At 68.9% G+C, this 17,360-nt stretch carries 17 protein-coding genes; 4 read left to right on the plus strand and 13 right to left on the minus strand.

Annotation, left to right across the window (positions count from 1 at the left end; translation table 11 throughout):
* Window positions 1–59 precede the first annotated feature (59 nt).
* From Q8S30_RS14995 to Q8S30_RS15025, 7 genes are all read right to left on the minus strand, one after another.
* Entirely contained in the window at window positions 60–437 is a 378-nt protein-coding gene (locus Q8S30_RS14995) for a 4a-hydroxytetrahydrobiopterin dehydratase (RefSeq protein WP_371135531.1), read from the minus strand.
* Entirely contained in the window at window positions 434–1,060 is a 627-nt protein-coding gene (locus Q8S30_RS15000) for a glutathione S-transferase family protein (RefSeq protein WP_305666831.1), read from the minus strand. The genes Q8S30_RS14995 and Q8S30_RS15000 overlap by 4 nt, the downstream gene beginning before the upstream one ends.
* Window positions 1,061–1,120: 60 nt before the next feature.
* Window positions 1,121–2,311: a GNAT family N-acetyltransferase gene (locus Q8S30_RS15005; protein WP_305666832.1), complete on the minus strand. Its 1,191-nt coding sequence runs from the start codon at window positions 2,309–2,311 to the stop codon at window positions 1,121–1,123.
* 31 nt (window positions 2,312–2,342) lie between these two features.
* The gene (locus Q8S30_RS15010) at window positions 2,343–3,113 is read right to left on the minus strand and encodes a glycerophosphodiester phosphodiesterase family protein (RefSeq protein ID WP_305666833.1); all 771 of its coding nucleotides are present in this window, start codon (window positions 3,111–3,113) and stop codon (window positions 2,343–2,345) included.
* Window positions 3,113–3,577 (minus strand): RidA family protein, encoded by a 465-nt coding sequence (locus Q8S30_RS15015; protein WP_305666834.1) that lies wholly within the window; start codon window positions 3,575–3,577, stop codon window positions 3,113–3,115. The genes Q8S30_RS15010 and Q8S30_RS15015 overlap by 1 nt, the downstream gene beginning before the upstream one ends.
* A gap of 72 nt (window positions 3,578–3,649) precedes the next feature.
* On the minus strand, window positions 3,650–4,936 hold the full coding sequence (locus Q8S30_RS15020; RefSeq protein ID WP_305666835.1) for an HlyD family type I secretion periplasmic adaptor subunit: 1,287 nt from the start codon (window positions 4,934–4,936) through the stop codon (window positions 3,650–3,652).
* Between the two features lie 717 nt (window positions 4,937–5,653).
* Window positions 5,654–7,330 carry a type I secretion system permease/ATPase gene (locus tag Q8S30_RS15025; protein ID WP_305666836.1) on the minus strand — a complete coding sequence of 559 codons (1,677 nt, stop codon included), beginning with the start codon at window positions 7,328–7,330 and terminating at the stop codon, window positions 5,654–5,656.
* 191 nt (window positions 7,331–7,521) lie between these two features.
* Here Q8S30_RS15025 and Q8S30_RS15030 point away from each other — a divergent pair, with 191 nt between their 5' ends.
* Together Q8S30_RS15030 and Q8S30_RS15035 are read left to right on the plus strand one after the other, a co-directional pair.
* Window positions 7,522–8,349: a VacJ family lipoprotein gene (locus Q8S30_RS15030; protein ID WP_305666837.1), complete on the plus strand. Its 828-nt coding sequence runs from the start codon at window positions 7,522–7,524 to the stop codon at window positions 8,347–8,349.
* The gene (locus tag Q8S30_RS15035) at window positions 8,336–8,959 is read left to right on the plus strand and encodes a phospholipid-binding protein MlaC (protein WP_305666838.1); all 624 of its coding nucleotides are present in this window, start codon (window positions 8,336–8,338) and stop codon (window positions 8,957–8,959) included. The genes Q8S30_RS15030 and Q8S30_RS15035 overlap by 14 nt, the downstream gene beginning before the upstream one ends.
* A gap of 50 nt (window positions 8,960–9,009) precedes the next feature.
* On the opposite strand, the gene Q8S30_RS15040 is transcribed toward Q8S30_RS15035, so the two are convergent.
* The 3 genes from Q8S30_RS15040 to Q8S30_RS15050 all read right to left on the minus strand — a co-directional run bounded on the left by Q8S30_RS15040 (window position 9,010) and on the right by Q8S30_RS15050 (window position 12,361).
* Window positions 9,010–9,222 (minus strand): hypothetical protein, encoded by a 213-nt coding sequence (locus Q8S30_RS15040; protein WP_305666839.1) that lies wholly within the window; start codon window positions 9,220–9,222, stop codon window positions 9,010–9,012.
* A gap of 288 nt (window positions 9,223–9,510) precedes the next feature.
* A complete protein-coding gene (locus tag Q8S30_RS15045) occupies window positions 9,511–9,957 on the minus strand; it encodes a hypothetical protein (protein ID WP_305666840.1) in 447 nt (148 codons plus the stop codon).
* A gap of 142 nt (window positions 9,958–10,099) precedes the next feature.
* Window positions 10,100–12,361 carry a transglycosylase domain-containing protein gene (locus Q8S30_RS15050; RefSeq protein ID WP_305666841.1) on the minus strand — a complete coding sequence of 754 codons (2,262 nt, stop codon included), beginning with the start codon at window positions 12,359–12,361 and terminating at the stop codon, window positions 10,100–10,102.
* 339 nt (window positions 12,362–12,700) lie between these two features.
* Between Q8S30_RS15050 and Q8S30_RS15055 the strand changes: the two genes are divergently transcribed.
* Together Q8S30_RS15055 and Q8S30_RS15060 are read left to right on the plus strand one after the other, a co-directional pair.
* A complete protein-coding gene (locus Q8S30_RS15055; RefSeq protein ID WP_161342932.1) occupies window positions 12,701–13,039 on the plus strand; it encodes a P-II family nitrogen regulator in 339 nt (112 codons plus the stop codon).
* Between the two features lie 27 nt (window positions 13,040–13,066).
* Window positions 13,067–14,437 (plus strand): ammonium transporter, encoded by a 1,371-nt coding sequence (locus Q8S30_RS15060; RefSeq protein ID WP_305666842.1) that lies wholly within the window; start codon window positions 13,067–13,069, stop codon window positions 14,435–14,437.
* A gap of 171 nt (window positions 14,438–14,608) precedes the next feature.
* On the opposite strand, the gene Q8S30_RS15065 is transcribed toward Q8S30_RS15060, so the two are convergent.
* The 3 genes from Q8S30_RS15065 to Q8S30_RS15075 all read right to left on the minus strand — a co-directional run bounded on the left by Q8S30_RS15065 (window position 14,609) and on the right by Q8S30_RS15075 (window position 17,355).
* Window positions 14,609–15,793: an amino acid aminotransferase gene (locus Q8S30_RS15065; RefSeq protein WP_305666843.1), complete on the minus strand. Its 1,185-nt coding sequence runs from the start codon at window positions 15,791–15,793 to the stop codon at window positions 14,609–14,611.
* A 3-nt stretch (window positions 15,794–15,796) separates the two neighbouring features.
* On the minus strand, window positions 15,797–16,642 hold the full coding sequence (sseA, locus tag Q8S30_RS15070; protein ID WP_305666844.1) for a 3-mercaptopyruvate sulfurtransferase: 846 nt from the start codon (window positions 16,640–16,642) through the stop codon (window positions 15,797–15,799).
* 83 nt (window positions 16,643–16,725) lie between these two features.
* Window positions 16,726–17,355 carry a glutathione S-transferase family protein gene (locus tag Q8S30_RS15075; protein ID WP_305666845.1) on the minus strand — a complete coding sequence of 210 codons (630 nt, stop codon included), beginning with the start codon at window positions 17,353–17,355 and terminating at the stop codon, window positions 16,726–16,728.
* Between the last annotated feature and the right edge of the window lie 5 nt (window positions 17,356–17,360).

Raw genomic sequence — 17,360 nt, forward strand, 5'->3', positions numbered from 1 at the left:
CCCGTTCGCGCAGCGTGGCAGTCGGGGCCCGAACGCGGGGGAGGGGGGAGGGTTCCCCGTTAGCCGGGTGCCTTGCCGCCATGATGCAGCTTGCACAGGCATTCCACCGGCTCGGAGTGGTCGCGCTGCACCTCTGCCGCGTCCCCGGCCAGCTTGTCCATCTTCCGGGCGAGGTCGATGTCGAGCATCGAGAGCCCGTCCGCGGAATGGGTGGTCAGCGTCACGTCCACGACGTTGTAGATGTTGGACCATTCCGGGTGGTGGTTGGCTTTCTCCGCCGCCAGCGCCGCGCGGGACATGAAGCCCCAGGCCTCCGAGAAGCTGCGGAACTTCCAGATCTTGCGGATCGCGTCGCGTTCGGGGATGGCGCCCCAGCCGCTCTCGCCAAGGGCGGGGAGGTGCTCCTGCCGTTCGGCCTCGGTGAGCGGGGCGGTCATGCGTCTGCCTTCGGCATCAGCGCGTCGTCGAGCGCGGTGGCGCGCAGGTAGGCGGGGCGGCTGGTGACGCGGGCGGCGTAGGCCTCGAAGGCGGGGCGCCTTGGCAGGGTGCCGAAGCCGAGGCCCCAATTGACCGCGGCGCCGACATAGACATCGGCGGCGGTGAAGGCCTCGCCGGTGACATAGGCCTGCGCGGTCAGCAGCGCGTCGAGCGCGCCCACGGCGGCGTCATAGCTGCCATAGCCGAACATGCGGCTGCGCTCGGTGTCCGGGTCCCAGCCGACGGCGTGGTTGGTCACTGCGGCCTCCAGCGGGCCGGCGGTGAAGAACAGCCAGCGGTAATAGTCGGCGCGGTCAGGCAGGGCGGGGGCGAGGCCCGCCTGCGGGAAGGCATCGGCGAGATAGGCGCAGATGGCGGCGCCTTCGGTGACGGTGCGGCTGCCATGGGTGATGGCGGGCACCTTGCCCATCGGGTTGATCGCCAGATAGGCGGGCGATTTCATTCCGTCCTCGCCATAGGCCAGCACCACCGTGTCATAGGGCTCGCCAACCTCCTCCAGCATCCAGCGGGCGATGCGGCCGCGCGACATCGGGTTGGTGTAAAGCGTCAGCTTGCCGGGCATGGTGAGTCTCCGTTGTTTGCGGCGATGCTAGCGCAAACCGGGCGCGGCGGCGCGGGGTTTTCAGTCGGCCTCGGCGCCGGTCCGCCGGAACGGGCCATAGCCGGTCAGCACCTCGATTTCCTCATCCACCGCGGCGCGTTCGGCCTGCAGATATTGCGCCACCGCCTTGCGGAAGCCGGGATCGCCGATCCAGTGCAGCGAATGCACCGGGCTGGGCAGATAGCCGCGGGCCAGCTTGTGTTCACCCTGCGCTCCGGCCTCGACCCGGGCAAGGCGCTGGGCGATGGCCCAGTCGATGGCCTGGTAGTAGCAGCATTCGAAATGCAGGCAGGGGTGATCCTCGATGGCACCCCAGTAGCGGCCAAAGAGCGTATCGCGGCCGATGAAGTTGAGCGCGCCGGCGACGGGCTGACCCTCGCGCTCGGCCAGCACCAGCAGGATATCGTCCCGCAGCGTATCCTGCGCGATGTCGTAGAAGGCGCGGGTCAGGTAGGGGCGGCCCCATTTGCGGCTGCCGGTGTCCTGGTAGAACTCCCAGAACGCATCCCAGTGGTGGGGCTGGAGCGCGTCGCCGGTCATGGCTTGGATGCTGCCGCCGAAGTCTTGCGCGCGCTCGCGTTCCTTGCGGATGGTCTTGCGCTTGCGCGACGAGAGGTCGGCGAGGAAGGCGGGGAAATCGGCATAGCCGCGATTCTCCCAGTGGAATTGCTGAGTGATGCGGTGGAGGAGACCCATTTCGGCGCCGGCCAGCGCCTCGGCCTCGGTGCAGAAGGTGATATGGGCCGAGGAGAGCTGGTTTTCGGCGGCGAATTGCACGGTGGCCTGCACGAGCGCGCCGGCGCCGGTGGCTTCAAAGCCCGGCGCGGTGAGGAAGCGGCGGCCGGTGGCGGGGGTGAAGGGCACCGCCGATTGCAGCTTGGGGTAATAGCTGCCGCCCGCCCGTTCCCAGGCATCGGCCCAGCCATGGTCGAAGATGTATTCGCCCTGACTGTGGGATTTGGCGTAGAGCGGCATGACGGCGATCACGCGACCTTCGCTGCGCGCGACGAGGTGGCGGGGCGTCCAGCCGGTGCCGGGGCCGACGGAGCCGGAGGCTTCGAGCGCGTGCAGGAAGCGGTGGGTGGTGAAGGGGTCGGCGGGGCGGCCGTCTCCGGCCTCGGGGCAGGCGCAGGCATCCCATTCGGCGGCGGGGAGGCCGTCGATGCCGGTCAGGACGGTGATTTCCACCAAGGCGTTTGCTGGGCCGTTCATGCCCTCACAGGTGGGGTGCCGCGCCGCGGCGTCAAGCGGGGAATGGCGCGGCGTAGCCCTCGAAGGTGATGTTCTGCGCGACAGTTCGGGCCGCTGCCTCGGCCTCGGGGCTGCGGATCGTCCAGCACAGGATGGCTGCGCCGGATGCGTGCAGCTCTGCCACGCGGGGGCGGGACAGGTCGCCATGTTCGTGGGAGATAAAGCTGGCGCCGCTGCTGGTGTAATCCGGGATCTCGCGCAGGCGGTCGCACACGCTTGCGGGCAGGGGCGCCCAATCGGCGGGGTCATAGGCGCTGGTGGTCAGGCCGACCGCGACATCGGGGGCCGCGGCGGCGAAGGCGGTGACGGCATGGGGATTGAAGGACATGACTGCGAGCGGGCCTTCGTAACCCGCCAGCACCTCGGCCACCGTCGCCTCGAACCCGCCCGTGTCCGGGCCCATCGCGCCGTCCTGGTCCTTGATCTCGACAAGCAGCGGCACCTTACCCGCGACCAGCGCCAGCACCTCGGCGAGGGTCGGGATGCCGTCCTCGCCGCCCAGCAGGGGCAGCGCGCCAAGATCGGCGGCGCTGCGGCTGCGGATGGGGCCGGGCTGGCCGGTCAGGCGCTTCAGGTCGTAATCGTGGAACACCATCGGCACGCCTTCGGCGGACGGCTGCAGGTCGATCTCGATCCCATAGCCCGCCTGCACCGCGGCGCGGATGGCGGCATGGCTGTTCTCGGGCCGACCGGCGGCGCGGTCATGCAGGGCACGGTGGGCGATGGGCAAGCGCAGGAAATCCGGGTGCAGGGGCGCGGGCATCAGCGGACCTGGAAGATCGCTTCGATCTCCACCGCCACGCCGCGGGGCAGCGAGGGGGCAGAGACCGCGGCGCGGGCGTGGCGGCCGGCATCGCCCAGAACCTCGACCATCAGGTTCGAGCAGCCGTTGATGACCTCGGGCTGGTCGGTGAAATCGGGGGTGGAGTTTACGAAGCCGGTCAGCTTGACCACCCGCACGATCCGGTCCAGATCGCCGCCGCAGGCCGCGCGGGCCTGGGCCAGCAGCGAGAGCCCGCAGCGCCCGGCAGCCTCCACGCCGTCGGCAACCGTCAGGTCGTCGCCCAGCTTGCCGGTGATGAGCCCGTCGGGGCCTTGGCTGATCTGGCCCGAGACGAAGACGAGATCGCCCACCTGCACGTAGGGCACATAATTGGCGGCCGGGGCGGGGGCGTCGGGCAGGGTCAGGCCAAGGGTTTTGAGTTTGGCTTCGATGGTTCCGGTCATGGCTTGTCCTTTGCGAGTCGCGTTGCGGCGGAGGCTAGCGCCGGGCGGGGCCGGGCGGAACCCCGGAATGTGTCAGCCCGCCGGGAAGGCGCGGCCGAAGTAGCGGGTCAGCGGGTCCAGCAGCAAGGCCAGCGGTGGCTGCGGGCGGGTGGCAATGAAACCCTCTACCGGCAGGCCGGGGGTCAGCGATTCGGTGCCGGGGCCGGGGGTCACCTCCACCTCGGCGCGGAAGAAGGCGGGGGTTTCGGCGCTGTCCTGCAGGGCGTCGGGCGAGATGCGGGCGATGCGGCCGGTGGGGCTGGGCGCGGTGCCGGCACCGGGGCCGGGCAGGCGCAGGCTGACGGCTTGGCCGAGCTGGACATGGCCGATCTTGCCCGCCGGGATCCGCAGTGCCACCAGCAGCGGCCGGTCTTGCGGGATCAGGTGCAGCACGGGTTCGGCCGGGCGGATCACGGCGCGGGGAGTGGTCACCTGCAGGGCATGGACGATGCCGGCAGCGGGGGCGCGCAGGTCAAGCTGACCGAGGCGCAGCAGCAGCGCCTGCCGCCGCTCGGCCAGTTCCATCTCGCTGGCGGCAAGGTCGCGCAGGCCTGCTTCGGCTTCCTCGCGCCGGCTGGCCTGAAGCCGCAGCGCCTCGATCAGGGTCTCGCTGTGGCGGGCCTCGGCCTCGGCGGCGGCGGCGGCGAGTTCGCCTGCGCGCCCCTCGAGCCTCGCGGCCTCACGCTCCAGCGCCAGAACCCGGGCCGATTGCGCAAGGCCGCGGCCCAGCAGGATGCGCTGGCCGGCCAGTTCCTCGGCGATCAGTGCTTGCTGGCGGGTCAGCGCGGCGCGTTCGGCGGCGATGCCTGCGCTGCGGGCAGAGATCTGGCGGGCGCGGCGGTCGAGCAGGGCGGCTTCGGCAGCAGCGGTTTCGGCGCGGGCGGCGAAGAGCCGGGACTGGCCGTCAATCAGGGGCGCAAGGTCAGGGCGGGAGAGGGCGGCAAGCTCAGCGGGCATGGTGAGGGTGGGGGCGCCTGCGCGCTCTGCCTCCAGCCTGCCGCGGCGGGCGAGGTGTTCGACATATTGCGCCTCGACGATGGCAAGCTCGGATCGCAGGGCGGCGCCGTCGAGGCGGATCAACACCGCGCCCACCGCTACCCTATCGCCCTCGGCCACCAGAATCTCCGCAACGACACCGCCATCGGGATGCTGCACCACCTGCGGGCGCTGCTGCACCTCAACCCGGCCGGGAGCGATGACCGCGCCCGAGAGGGGTGCCAGCACCGACCATGCACCGAAGCTGCCGGCCAGCAGCGCCAGCACCAGTACGCCAGAGAGCACCGCGCCGCGGATGGCAAGGGCAGGGTCATCGCGCCTCATGCTGGGCCCCTGTTCGCGGGAGGAGCCTCGGGCCAGCGGTTGCCGTGGGAGGGGCTGGAGGGTGCGGGCGCGCGCGGGCTGACAGGCCTGCAGCAGCGGCTCTCGGCGGTGCAAGTCCGCTGAGTCGCCTGTGCGGTGGCAGGGTGAGCGCGTGGCGCCGCGGCCGTACCGGGATCGCCCTTGGCAGCAGGTTCGGGGTGATGACGCCTTGCTGCGGCAAGAGTGGACGTCGCCGCGACTCGACCCGGCAAAGGCCGATGATGGCGCCGGAGTGCCGGGGCGGCGTGGGCCATGCGGCGAAACCGGGCGCCGGCGGCACAAGCGTCAGCCCGCCGGCCCGCGCCGGGCCGTGGGGGATGGTGGGCTGGCCGCGCCCAATGCTGCGAGGCCTTCGGCGAATCTGGGGGAGTGGCCTTGCCAGTGTCTGCCGCAGCGCCGCCTCGCACGGGCTGAAGGCGCGCATCAGCACCGCCTTCAGCACCTGTTCCAGATCGTGGATCACGGCGGGGCGGGGCCCGGTGCAAGCGTCGATCCTGGCCGGTTCGGCCCACATCGCAGCGAGGATGCCGCCGCCGGGATGCGCCCCTACTTGCGGGCTCTGCTGCCCCTCGGCCCGGCCGGGGGCAATGACGGCGGCGGCCTGAGCCGGCGGGGACAAGGCGCCGACAGTGCTCGTCTTCAACGCGCCGCTGATGGCACGGGCGCGGTCATTGCGGCTCATGCTGCAGAGCCCGCAGCGCGTTTGGAGGTCGGCTTTGCCAGCGCCTGTCGCAGGACAGCCTCTCGTGGGCCGAAGGCGCGGGGGATGCCATGTTCCAGCACCAGCAGCAGATCGCATTCGCGGATCGCGGCGGTGCGGTGGGTGCTGAGAACGGCAATGCCGCCCGCGGCGCGATGGGCGCGGAGCGCGGCGGTCAGGGCCTGCTCGCCATCGGCATCGAGCCCGGCATCGGGTTCGTCCAGCAGCAGGAGCAGCGGGTTGCCGAACATCGCGCGGGCGAGGGCGATCCGCTGGATCTGCCCGCCAGACAGCGGCGCGCCGCCATCCTTGACCTGTGTGTCATAGCCGTGGGGCATGGCCAGGATCATCTCATGCGCGCCGGCGCGGCGGGCGGCGGCGATCACCTTGTCGGGGTCCGGCGCCGGATCGAGCCGGGCGATGTTGGCGGCAAGGTCGCCTTCGAAGAGGGGGACGCGCTGCGAGAGATAGCCGACCAGTCTGGCGAGGTCGGGGCCGTATTGCTGCAGCGTGGCACCGCCAAATTGCACCGAGCCGGCGGCGGCGGGCCAGGCGCCGGTCAGCGCGCGCAAAAGCGTGGTCTTGCCCGCGCCGGCAGGCCCGATCACCCCGAGCGCCTGCCCCGGTTCGAGCCGGAACGAGACGCCGCGCAGCACCGGGCCGGGCTCACCTGGGGGCACCACGGCAAGCTGCCGCACGTCGAGCGTGGCGGGGGGGCGGGGCAGCACCATCGGCGGCGCAGCGAGAGCGGCCGGATGCGGGGCGGCACAGAGCCGGGCCCAGCCTTCGGCCGCCTGTTGCAGGGCGGGCCAGCCGGCGACGATCTGCTCGATCGGGGCCAGCGCCCGCGCCGTCAGCACCGAGCTTGCGAACAAGGCGCCGGCGCCGATTTCTCCGCGCAGCACTTGCCAGGCGGCGGCGGCCAGCAGCACCGATTGCATCGCCTGCCGGGCGCCCCGCGCCAGCGCGGCGTGAAACCCTGCACGGTCCGACAGGTGCAGCGCGCTGCGCAGCGCCGTGTCGCGCGCGCCTTGCCAGCGGGCCAGCGCCGCGGGCCGCAGGCCGAGCGCGGCGAGCGTTTCGGGCTCGGCGGCAAGACGGGCGGCCATCTGCGCTTCGGCCGCGGCATCGGCCTGGGCGGTGGCGAGGGGGGTGCGAATCGCGGCGCGGTTGCTGACGGCAATGGCGACGAGCAGCGCGCCGCCGGCCATCGCGAGGCCCCCCAGTAGCGGATGAAAGGCAAAGAGCGGGATGAGGAAGATCGGCACCCAGGGCAGGTCCATCAGCGCCCCGGCGGCGGGGAGCGACAGCGCCCGTTGCAATGCCTCAAGATCGGCGGCGGCGCCGGGTGCGGCGCCCAGAACCCCCGGCTCCAGCCTGGCGCGCAGCCTGGCGCCGATGCGGGCCATGATCCGGCCGCGCGCTGCCTCCAGCGCCACCATCCCGGTGAAGCAGGCCGCAGCGATCAGGCCGAGCGCGGCCAGCGTTTCCGCCGATTGCGCCCCCAGAACCCGGTCATAGACCTGCATCACGAAGATTGGCCCGGTCAGAAGCAGCAGGTTGCCGGCAGCCGAGAACAGCATGGCGACTGTCAGGGCGCCGCGGCTTTCGGCCAATGCCGCACCCGGCCCTTTCGGTGCTGCCTCCTCTGCCATGCTGCCCCGCTCCATCCGAACGCCTTGCCGCCCCGCCCAGTGCCTGCCCGATCCGGCGGCGATCCGCCGAAAGGTCGCCGGGTTTGTCACCCGATTGCCACAAGCGCCGCTGCAATGCGGCGGCTGGGGCTGGGCTTCGCCGTATCTGCCACTATCTTGCGAACATGCCCTCCAATGCATTGAGATTTCCTTTGACCAGTTTGCCCCCCTTCGCCGATGCCGCCCTGACCCGCGGCACTGCCCCCGCTGGACACCCCGCTGCGCGGCGCGGGCGCAAGCCGGCCGTGCTGGCCGTCGTTCTGGCCTCGGCGCTGGCGCTGTCCGCCTGCGGAGGCGCCGAGGTTGCCAGCCGCGATGCCGGGTTCAACGACCCGGCCGAGGCGCATAACCGCCGGGTGCATGGGTTCAACAAGGGCGTGGACCGGGTGGTGCTGCGTCCCGCCTCGCAGGTCTACGGCACAGTGGTGCCGGGGCCGGTGCGTGGCGGAATCAGCAACTTCTCGGACAATCTGGGCCTGCCGGCGGCGGTTGCCAACAACCTGCTGCAGGGCCGGATCGAGCCTGCGGGCAAGAACGCTTTCCGGTTCCTCGTCAACTCCACCTTCGGGCTGGCCGGCTTCCTCGATCCGGCCACCGAGATGGGACTGGCTGAGGACGACACCGATTTCGGCGAGACGCTGCATGTCTGGGGGGTCGGCGAGGGGCCCTATATGGAAACGCCGCTGCGCGGGCCCTCGACGGTGCGCGACACGATCGGGGCGGTGGTGGACTTCGTTTTCGACCCGGTCGGTGCGGCGATCAACAGCCCCGAATCCGACTATGTTCTGGGCGCGAAGGGTCTTTCACTTGTCGGTGATCGCTACCGCTATTCGGACACCATCGACTCCCTTCTGTACGAAAGTGCGGATAGCTATGCGCAGGCCCGGCTGCTGTATCTTCAGAACCGCCGGTTCGAGCTTGGCACCGAGGCAGAGAGCAACAGCTATGATCCCTATGATGACATCAATGCCCAGGAATGATGCCCCCCGCAGCCTGACCCGGCGCTCGGTGATGGTGCTGCTGGCTGGCGGCGTGGCCTTTGCGGCGCTGGCGCCGCGTGGGGCGCTGGCGCTGAACACCGCCGAAGCGCGGGCGATGATCGACCGCGCGGTGGGCGAGATCAATGGCGTGATCAACTCGGGCCAGAGCGAGACGGCGATGTTCGCCTCGTTCGAGCAGATCTTCGCGCGCTATGCCGATGTGGCGATCATCGCGCAAAGCGCCCTGGGGGTTGCGGCGCGGCAGGCGAGCCCGGCGCAGATGGCGGCCTTTACCAAGGCGTTCCAGACCTACATCTCGCGCAAGTACGGGCGGCGGTTCCGCGAGTTCATCGGCGGCAAGATCGAGGTCACCGGCGCGCAGCAGGTGAAAAGCTTCTACGAGGTCATCTCGACCGCCTATCTGCGCGGCGAGGCGCCGTTCGAGGTGCGCTTCCAGGTGTCGGACCGCTCGGGGCGCGACCTGTTCTTCAACATCATCATCGAGGGCGTCAACATGCTGGCCTCGGAGCGCACCGAAATCGGCGCGCTGCTGGATGCGCGGCGCGGCAATCTCGACCAGCTGATCGCCGACCTGCCCGCGATGGGGTGACGGCACTGGCTTGACGGATCTGCGGGGCGGGGGGTGACCTCCGCCCTTTGCTATTCGGGGGCTTGGGCTTCCAGCGACAGGTCTTCGACAATCTCACCGCGGACGCCTTTCAGGGGCGCATCCTCGGTATGCTCAAGCAGGTAGGCATAGGCCGCGTCATGGCTGTCGAAGGCCATCGGGGTGCCGGAGGTCGAGAAGTCCTCGCCCGAGGCCAGGAGCTTCATATGGGGCGCGGCGCCCATCACGATCACGAATTTGGCCATTGGTCGCTCCTTGCCTGCCCAGGGTTTGAGAACACCACGCCGGCGCCGACGCGGTGCAGTGTTCGCGCAGGCGGTGACGCCCTGCACGAAGGGCCGATCGTGCATCAGGCAGGGGATAAGGCCGAGGAAGACCCGGCCGGTCATGGCCCCGGAAGGTGTCGGCAAGAAACGCGCGGGGTGGGGCATGGTTCCCGTGCAGATCTACGAGGCGATGTGTCACAACTGGATGCCGATCCTCGTGCATGAAGGACCGGGCGTGGACAAGCCTTCCGGGGCCAGAAGCCCCCCTCAATGTCCGCCTAGACGCTCGTCCTGCAGCAGGACCGCATCGAAAATTGCGAACACACGCTGCGCCAGCGGGGTTCCGATGATGCAATCGCGGCTGAGCACCGTGCCTACGAGCTCACTTTTTGCAACGGGGCGGTCGGCCGCATCGATGACCGAAATGGCCGGTCCCGAATCACCCTCGAAGTAGACCATGGACACCGCGTATCGGTCCATCTTGCTGGCGCCCTCGCCCTCGCCCTCGCCCCAAGCGCCATAGATCAGGTCGAAGTTGGCGGGGTGGGTCGAAAGCGGTGCTCCAACCGTCCACTGGAGGAAGTAGCTTGCAATGGCGCCTTCGCCTTCGTGGACGAACCCCCAGATGGTGCGGCTCTGATTGCCGCAACAATCGCAATACACGGCGCTTTCACCGGTCGGTTCGACTTTGAGGGACGGAGGAGATGTGGGCATCTTTTGTCCCCATTAGCCGACCATGCAGTCCAGAATACTATGGGCGCGCCCGCTTGCCTCGCCAAGGGCCCCGGCTAAGGATCCTAGTCGCTGGCGGTGCCGGGCGTATAGCCCCTCCGCACCCTGACACTCTGCCCGCCCCTCAGTTCCGCCCCAGAAGCCCCCCTAGAACCTCCATCAGGATCTGCTCTGCCACATCCGGCTCTCGCTGGCGCTGTGGCTGGGGTTGCTGCTGCGGCATCGGCGCGGTCTGGGCCTGCCATTCGGCGCCCGGGACAGGCTGCTGGTCGGGGGCGGGGGTTTGGGGGGCCTGGCCGTAGGCCTGCGTCGGCCGGTCCATCGGCAGTTCATGGATCGGCAGGCCCTCATGCACGCGCACCATCACCTCGCGCCAGATCTCGGCCGGCAGGCCGCCGCCGGTCACGCCCGACAGGGGGGTGTTGTCGTCATAGCCCATCCAGACGCCGGTCACGTAATCGGCGGTGAAGCCGATGAACCACGCGTCGCGCGCGGCCGAGGTGGTGCCGGTCTTGCCTGCTGCCGGGCGGTCGCCCAGATTGGCGCGCCCGCCGGTGCCGCGCTCGATCACCTGGCTCATCATGTAGACCAGCTGCCGGGCAGCGGTTTCCGAGATCACCCGCTGGCCAAAGCCGCCATCCTGGCCCATCAGCGGCACCTCGTCGTCCTTCAGGCGCAGATCCAGGATGCCGTAGGGCTTCACCGCGGTGCCGCCGTTCAGGAAGCCGGCATAGGCACCGGTCATCTCGATCAGCGTCGATTCCGAGGCGCCGAGCGCCAGCGCCGGCCCGTCGGCAAGGTCATGGGCAAAGCCAAGGTCGGTGGCGATCTTGCGCACGAGGTCGCGGCCCACGGCTTCCTGCACGCGCACGGTCGAGGTGTTGACCGACTGCGCCAGTGCGGTCAGCAGGTCGATCTGGCCGCGATACTTGCCCTTTTCGTAGTTCTGCGGTGACCAGGGGCCAGAGCCCGGGATGTTGATGGTCAGCGGTTCGTCCATCACGGTCGAGCTTGGCGGGTAGCCCATTTCCAGCGCGGCGGCATAAACGAAGGGCTTGAAGGTTGATCCGGTCTGCCGCTTGGCCTGCGTCGCGCGGTTGAAGCTGCCGGCAGCGGCGGTGTTGCGCCCGCCGACCATTGCCCGGACCGCGCCATCGGCCGACATCACCACGATGGCCGCCTGCGCGTTGGAGCCCTCCTTGAGCTTGGTCTCGAAAACGTAGGCCAGCGCGCCTTCGGCTGCGGATTGCAGGCGCTTGTCGAGCGTGGTGCGGATGATCACGTCCTCGGTCGTGTCGCGGGTCAGGAAATCGGGGCCCGATTCCATGATCCAGTCGGCGAAGTAGCCGCCGGCCTGTTGCGCCGCCGCCTCGGACAGGCGGGCGGGGTTGGCGCGGGCATCATCGGCCTCGGCCTTGGTGAGGTAGCCCTGATCCTCCATCAGCCCGATGATCAGGTTGGCGCGCTCCTGCGAGCGTTGCAGGTTGGCGGTGGGGGCATAGCGCGAGGGCGCCTTCAGAAGGCCCGCCAGCATCGCCGCCTCGGCCGGGGTGACATTCGCCGCCGACTTGCCGAAATAACGCTGCGCCGCCGCCTCGAAGCCACGGGCACCGGCGCCCAGATAGGCGCGGTTGAGGTAGATGGTCAGAACGTCGGCCTTGCCGTACTTCGCCTCCATCGCCATCGAGAACGGCACTTCCTTGAGCTTGCGCCAGACCGTGGAGTCGCGGCAGTCGGCCTCATAGGCGGCTTCCGACTCCCATTGGCTGGCGTCGTACGGCACGCCGAGGCACAGGAGCTTGGCAACCTGCTGGGTGATGGTGGACCCGCCATTGCCCTCCAGTGCGCCGCGGCCTTCGGACAGGTTGATGCGGACGGCGCTGGCGATGCCGCGGGGGCTGATGCCGAAATGCCGGTAGAAGCGCCTGTCCTCGGTTGCTATCACCGCGTTGCGCAGGTGCTTCGAGACCGTGTCAGACGTGACTTGCCCGCCGAACGTCTCGCCGCGCCAGGCGAAGACCTGCTCGGTATTGTCGAGCATGGTGACAGAGCCGCGGGCGCGGGCATCGAGAAGCGTTTCGACGGGGGGGAGTTGGGTGTAGAGATACCAGGTGACGATGCCGAGCCCGGCCGCCACCAGGGCGGTGACGCGCCAGCCGATTCCCCAGATCACCCGCCAGACCGTTCGGAACAACCCGCCGACCAGCCGCACAACGGGATTCGAGGACCGCCGCCGCGCTGACGCCCGGGTCCGTGCCTTTTGCGCCGCCGGTTTGGCAGGCGCCTTGGCTGCAGGCTTCGCAGTCGGCTTCGCGGCCGTGCCCCGCACCGCGCCATAACGCCGGTCTGCCACCAATGGTGGCTTCTTCCCGCCCGATCCCGTCATCTTGCGCCCACCTGCCCGATACTTCTGCCACGCGCGGGCGATTGCCCGGCCTTCACTTTATACGAGTCCGGGCTGGGCCCGACTGTCGTTTCTTTGCCTCGGACAATACAGGCAGCGCGCCCGGTTGTGGAGCGGTTTGGCTTCACGATTCGGTTTGCGTTCTGCACAAAGTTTCACCGCTTCGCATAAATTGTGCAAATTTTGTGCAAATACGCTTGTGTCGCACCCCGCGCAGGCAGTGCGATTCCTTGTAACGGCGGCGTGAAAGCGGCCTTCTGCGGCCGTGGGTTGGCCTTGGCGCCTCCCGACGAGGCGCTGCCAAAGGAAGGGATAACGAACGTGAAACTCATCATCGCAGCCATCAAGCCGTTCAAGCTCGAGGAGGTGCGCGAAGCGCTCACCGCTATCGGCGTGCGCGGCATGATGGTGACCGAGGTCAAGGGCTTCGGCTCGCAATCCGGTCACACCGAGATTTACCGCGGCGCCGAATATGCCGTGAACTTTGTGCCGAAGGTCAAGCTGGAGATCGTGGTCAGCGATGCCCTGGCCGATCAGGTCGTCGACACGATCCAGAAGACCGCCAAGACCGACAAGATCGGCGACGGCAAGATCTTCGTGCTCGACGTGGCACAGGCCGTGCGCGTCCGCACCGGCGAAATCAACGACGACGCGCTCTGAGAGCCAGGGAACAGGGGAAGCAACAAGATGTCGAACTTCAAGAAACTTTCGGGCCTGGCGGCGCTGCTTGCGCTGAGCGCGGCCCTGCCTGCCTTTGCGCAGGACGCGGCCCCCGCCGCGGAAGCCGCCGTGGAAGCGGTGGCCGAAGTCGCGCCGATCATCGAAAAGGGCGACGTGGCCTGGATGATCATCTCCTCGGTGCTGGTGCTGTTCATGACGGTGCCCGGCCTGGCGCTGTTCTACGGCGGCCTCGTGCGCACCAAGAACATGCTGTCGGTGCTGATGCAGTCGGTCGTGGTTGCGGCGCTGATGATGGTGATCTGGGTCATCTACGGCTACTCGTTCGCCTTCGGCGGCGGCACCTCGCCGTTCTGGGGCGGCACGGCGAAAATGTTCCTCTCCGGCGTCACGCTGGACAGCACCGCCGCCACCTTCTCTGACGGGATCGTGCTGCCGGAATACATCTTCATTGCCTTCCAGATGACCTTCGCGGCCATCACCCCGGTTCTGATCATCGGGGCCTTTGCCGAGCGGATCAAATTCTCGGCGGTGCTGCTGTTCTCGGCACTTTGGGCGACCTTCGTGTACTTCCCGGTCGCGCATATGGTCTGGGATGCTGCGGGCCTGATCTTCAACATGGGCGCCATCGACTTTGCCGGCGGCACCGTGGTTCACATCAACGCCGGTATTGCGGCACTGGTCGCGGCGATCGTCGTTGGCCCGCGTCTTGGCCTCGGCAAGGACATGATGGCCCCGCATTCGATGACGCTGACCATGGTCGGCGCCGGGATGCTGTGGGTTGGCTGGTTCGGCTTCAACGCCGGCTCCAACCTCGAGGCGACTGCCGGCGCGACGCTGGCCGTGCTGAACACCTTCCTGGCCACCGCCGCCGCGATCCTGGCCTGGTGCCTGATCGAAGTCATGGCGCGCGGCAAGGCCTCTGGCCTCGGCGCTGCCTCGGGTCTGGTGGCTGGCCTCGTCGCCATCACCCCGGCTTGTGGCACCACCGGCCCGATGGGCGCGATGGTCCTCGGTTTCGTCGCCTCCGGCGCCTGCTACTTCTTCGTGGCGGTCGTGAAGAACAAGTTCGGCTATGACGACAGCCTCGACGTGTTCGGCATCCACGGCATCGGCGGCATCGTCGGCGCCATCGGCACCGGCATCCTGGCGGCGGAATCGCTGGGCGGCACCGGCTTCATCACCGAAGCCGGCACGATGGGCTCGCAGGTCATGGCGCAGATCAAGGGCGTGGTCATCACCATCGTCTGGAGCGGCGTCGGTTCGCTGGTCCTGCTCTACATCACCAAGATGCTCACCGGCGGCCTGCGGGTCTCGGCGGATGACGAGCGTCGGGGTCTGGACCAGACCTCGCATGGCGAAAGCGCCTATCACAGCTGATCGCGCGGGCCCGGCCTTGTGCCGGGCCGGCCAGATACTCCCGCGCGGCACCTCCTCCCGCTGCGCGCTTCCTGAAGGCGGGGTTTCGGCCCCGCCTTTTTTCGTGCCGCAGAGGAAAGCAAAAGGGCCATCCCGACGGATGGCCCTTTGCAATTCAGATGAAGGCAGCTCTCAGATCCCGCAGTCCAAAATCGCCTGCGCCAGCACCGGCACCGTCGCCGCATTCAGCCCGGCGATGTTCAGGCGGCTGTCGCCGACCATGTAGATGCCATGCTCGGCCCGCAGCCGCTCCACCTGCTCGGGCGTCGCCCCAAGGCGTGAGAACATGCCGCGGTGCTGCGCCAGAAAGCCGAAGCGGTCAGAGCCGGAGCGGTCCCGCAGCTCGCGCGCCAGATCCTCGCGCAGGCCCAGCATCGCCTGCCGCACCTCTTCCAGCTCTGCTTCCCACTCGGCCCGCAATGCCGGGTCGCCCAGGATCATCGTCACCAGCCGCGCGCCATGATCGGGCGGGAAGCTGTAGTTCTGGCGGTTGAGGAAGGCGAGCGTGCCTTGCGTCAGGTCGCGCACGGCCGTGTCCGGCGCCAGCGCCAGCAGCACGCCGGTGCGCTCGCGGTAGATGCCGAAGTTCTTGCTGCAGGAGGCGGCGATCAGCACTTCGGGCAGCGCCTCGGCGATCAGCCTTGTGCCGGCGGCATCCGCCTCCAGCCCGTCGCCAAAGCCCTGATAGGCCAGGTCGATCAGCGGGATCGCCCCGGTCCGCTCCAGCACTTTCGCGACCTCGGCCCATTCCGGCAGGGTCAAGTTGGCGCCGGTCGGGTTGTGGCAGCAGCCATGCAGCAGCACGACATCACCCGGGGCGACGCGGCCCAGATCCTCCAGCATCGCGGCAAAGGACACGCCGCGGGTCTCGGCATCGAAATAGCGGTAGGTGGCCTGCTTCATCCCCAGATAGGAGATGATCGAGGGATGGTTCGGCCAGGTCGGATCCGACAGCCAGACGGTGGCCTGCGGGTTCGCCAGCCGGATCAGCTCCAGCGCCTGCCGGATCGCGCCGGTGCCGCCGACGGTGGCCGCCGCCGCCAGCCGCGCGCCCGGATAGTCCGGGCCCAGGATCAGCCCGGCCATCGCCGCGCCAAAGGCCGGATCGCCGGCCAGCGCCACATAGGTCTTGGTGGTTTCGGCCTGCCACAGCAGCTGCTCGGCCGATTTCACCGCGCGCATCACCGGCGTGAGGCCCGTGGCATCCTTGTAGACGCCGACGCCAAGGTCGATCTTGCCGGCGCGCTCATCGGCCTTGAACTGGCCCATCAGCGCCAGGATCTTGTCCGCCGCCTGCGGCTTGAGGTTCGAGAGCATCCGCTATCCTTTCGCCACCCGAAGGTCGCCATACATGCCCCATTCGGCCCAGGAGCCGTCATAGAGCGCATGATCCCGGTGCCCGATCCGCTCCAGTGCCAGATTGAGGATCGCCGCCGACACGCCCGACCCGCAGCTGGTGATGGCCGGTTTCTTCAGATCGACCCCCGCCGCCACGAACTCCGCCTTCAGCGCATCGGGGGCCTTCATCGTGCCATCGGCGTTCATGAGGCGGGCAAAGGGCAGGTTCTTGGAGTTCGGGATATGCCCCTGCCGCAGCCCGGCGCGCGGTTCGGGCTCATCGCCCCGGAAGCGGCCTTCGCTGCGGGCGTCGATGATTTCCCAATCGCCCAGCTTCGAGGAAGCGGCGACTTGCGTCACATCCTTCACCAGCTGCGCCTGGCGCTGCACGGTCATGTGCCGGTCGCGCACGAAGGGCGGCAGATCCTCGATCATCCGGCCCTCGGCCTTCCATTTCGGCAGCCCGCCATCCAGCACCGCGACATCGGTCTTGCCCATCAGCCGGAAGGTCCACCACACGCGGGGCGCCGAGAAGATGCCAGCGCCGTCATAGATCACCACCTGATGCCCGTCGCCGATGCCCATCGCGCGCATCCGGCTCATGAACTTCTCCACCGGCGGGAACATGTGCGGCAGTTCCGAGCGCTGGTCGGAAATCTCGTCGATGTCGAAGAAGCGCGCGCCGGGGATATGGCCGGCCCCGAACTCGGCCTTCGCATCGCGCGCCATTGCCGGCAGATACCACGAGGCATCGAGGATGCGCAGATCGGGATTGCGCAGATGCGCGTCGAGCCAGTCGGTGGATACCAGAGTCTTCGGATCGTCCATGGCTTGCCCTTCCCGTCACTTGGTCCTGAAATCCGTTCCCGTCTATCGCGGGAGGCTTTGCCGGGCAAGCGGGGAGGGCGGGCTCAGCGCCCGGTGCGGGTGGCGATCATGCTTGGCCGCTGCGCCATCGTTTGCCACCATCCGGCCAGCGCCGGCCGCGCCGCCAGCAGCGCCGCCCCTTCGGGCGAAGAGGCGAAGGCCGCGATCATCGGCGCCAGATGCAGATCGGCCAGCGACAGCGGCCCGCCCGCCAGTTGCAGCCCTTCGGCGGCAATCGCCTCCAGCGCTTCCAGCACCGGCCCGGCGGTGGCAAGGCCTGCCGCCACTTCGGCCGGGTCAGGCGCGAGGCCCTCATAGGGCCGGAACACCAGCTGCGCATAGACCTGCCGCACCAGCGGCCAGTAGGCATGGGCATCGGCAATGCCGATCACCTGTGCCATCCGCGCCGCGGCGCGCGGGTCAGACGGCACCAGAGCCGGGCCGGGAAAGGCCGCATCGACATAGCGCAGGATCGCCGCCGTCTCGTAGAGCGTGAAGCCTTCATGCTCCAGCACCGGCACCCGGCCAAACGGGTTCAGCGCGAGCAGGTCTGCAGGAGGAGGGTCGGCGAACGGGTCGGTCTCGGCCAGCTCATGCGCCACGCCCTTCTCGATCAGGGCCAGCCGGGCGATCCTTGTGTAGATGCTGTAGCGATATCCGGCCAGCCGGATCACGGGTG

It is taken from the genome of Frigidibacter sp. (assembly GCF_030695035.1).
Lineage (GTDB): Bacteria > Pseudomonadota > Alphaproteobacteria > Rhodobacterales > Rhodobacteraceae > Frigidibacter.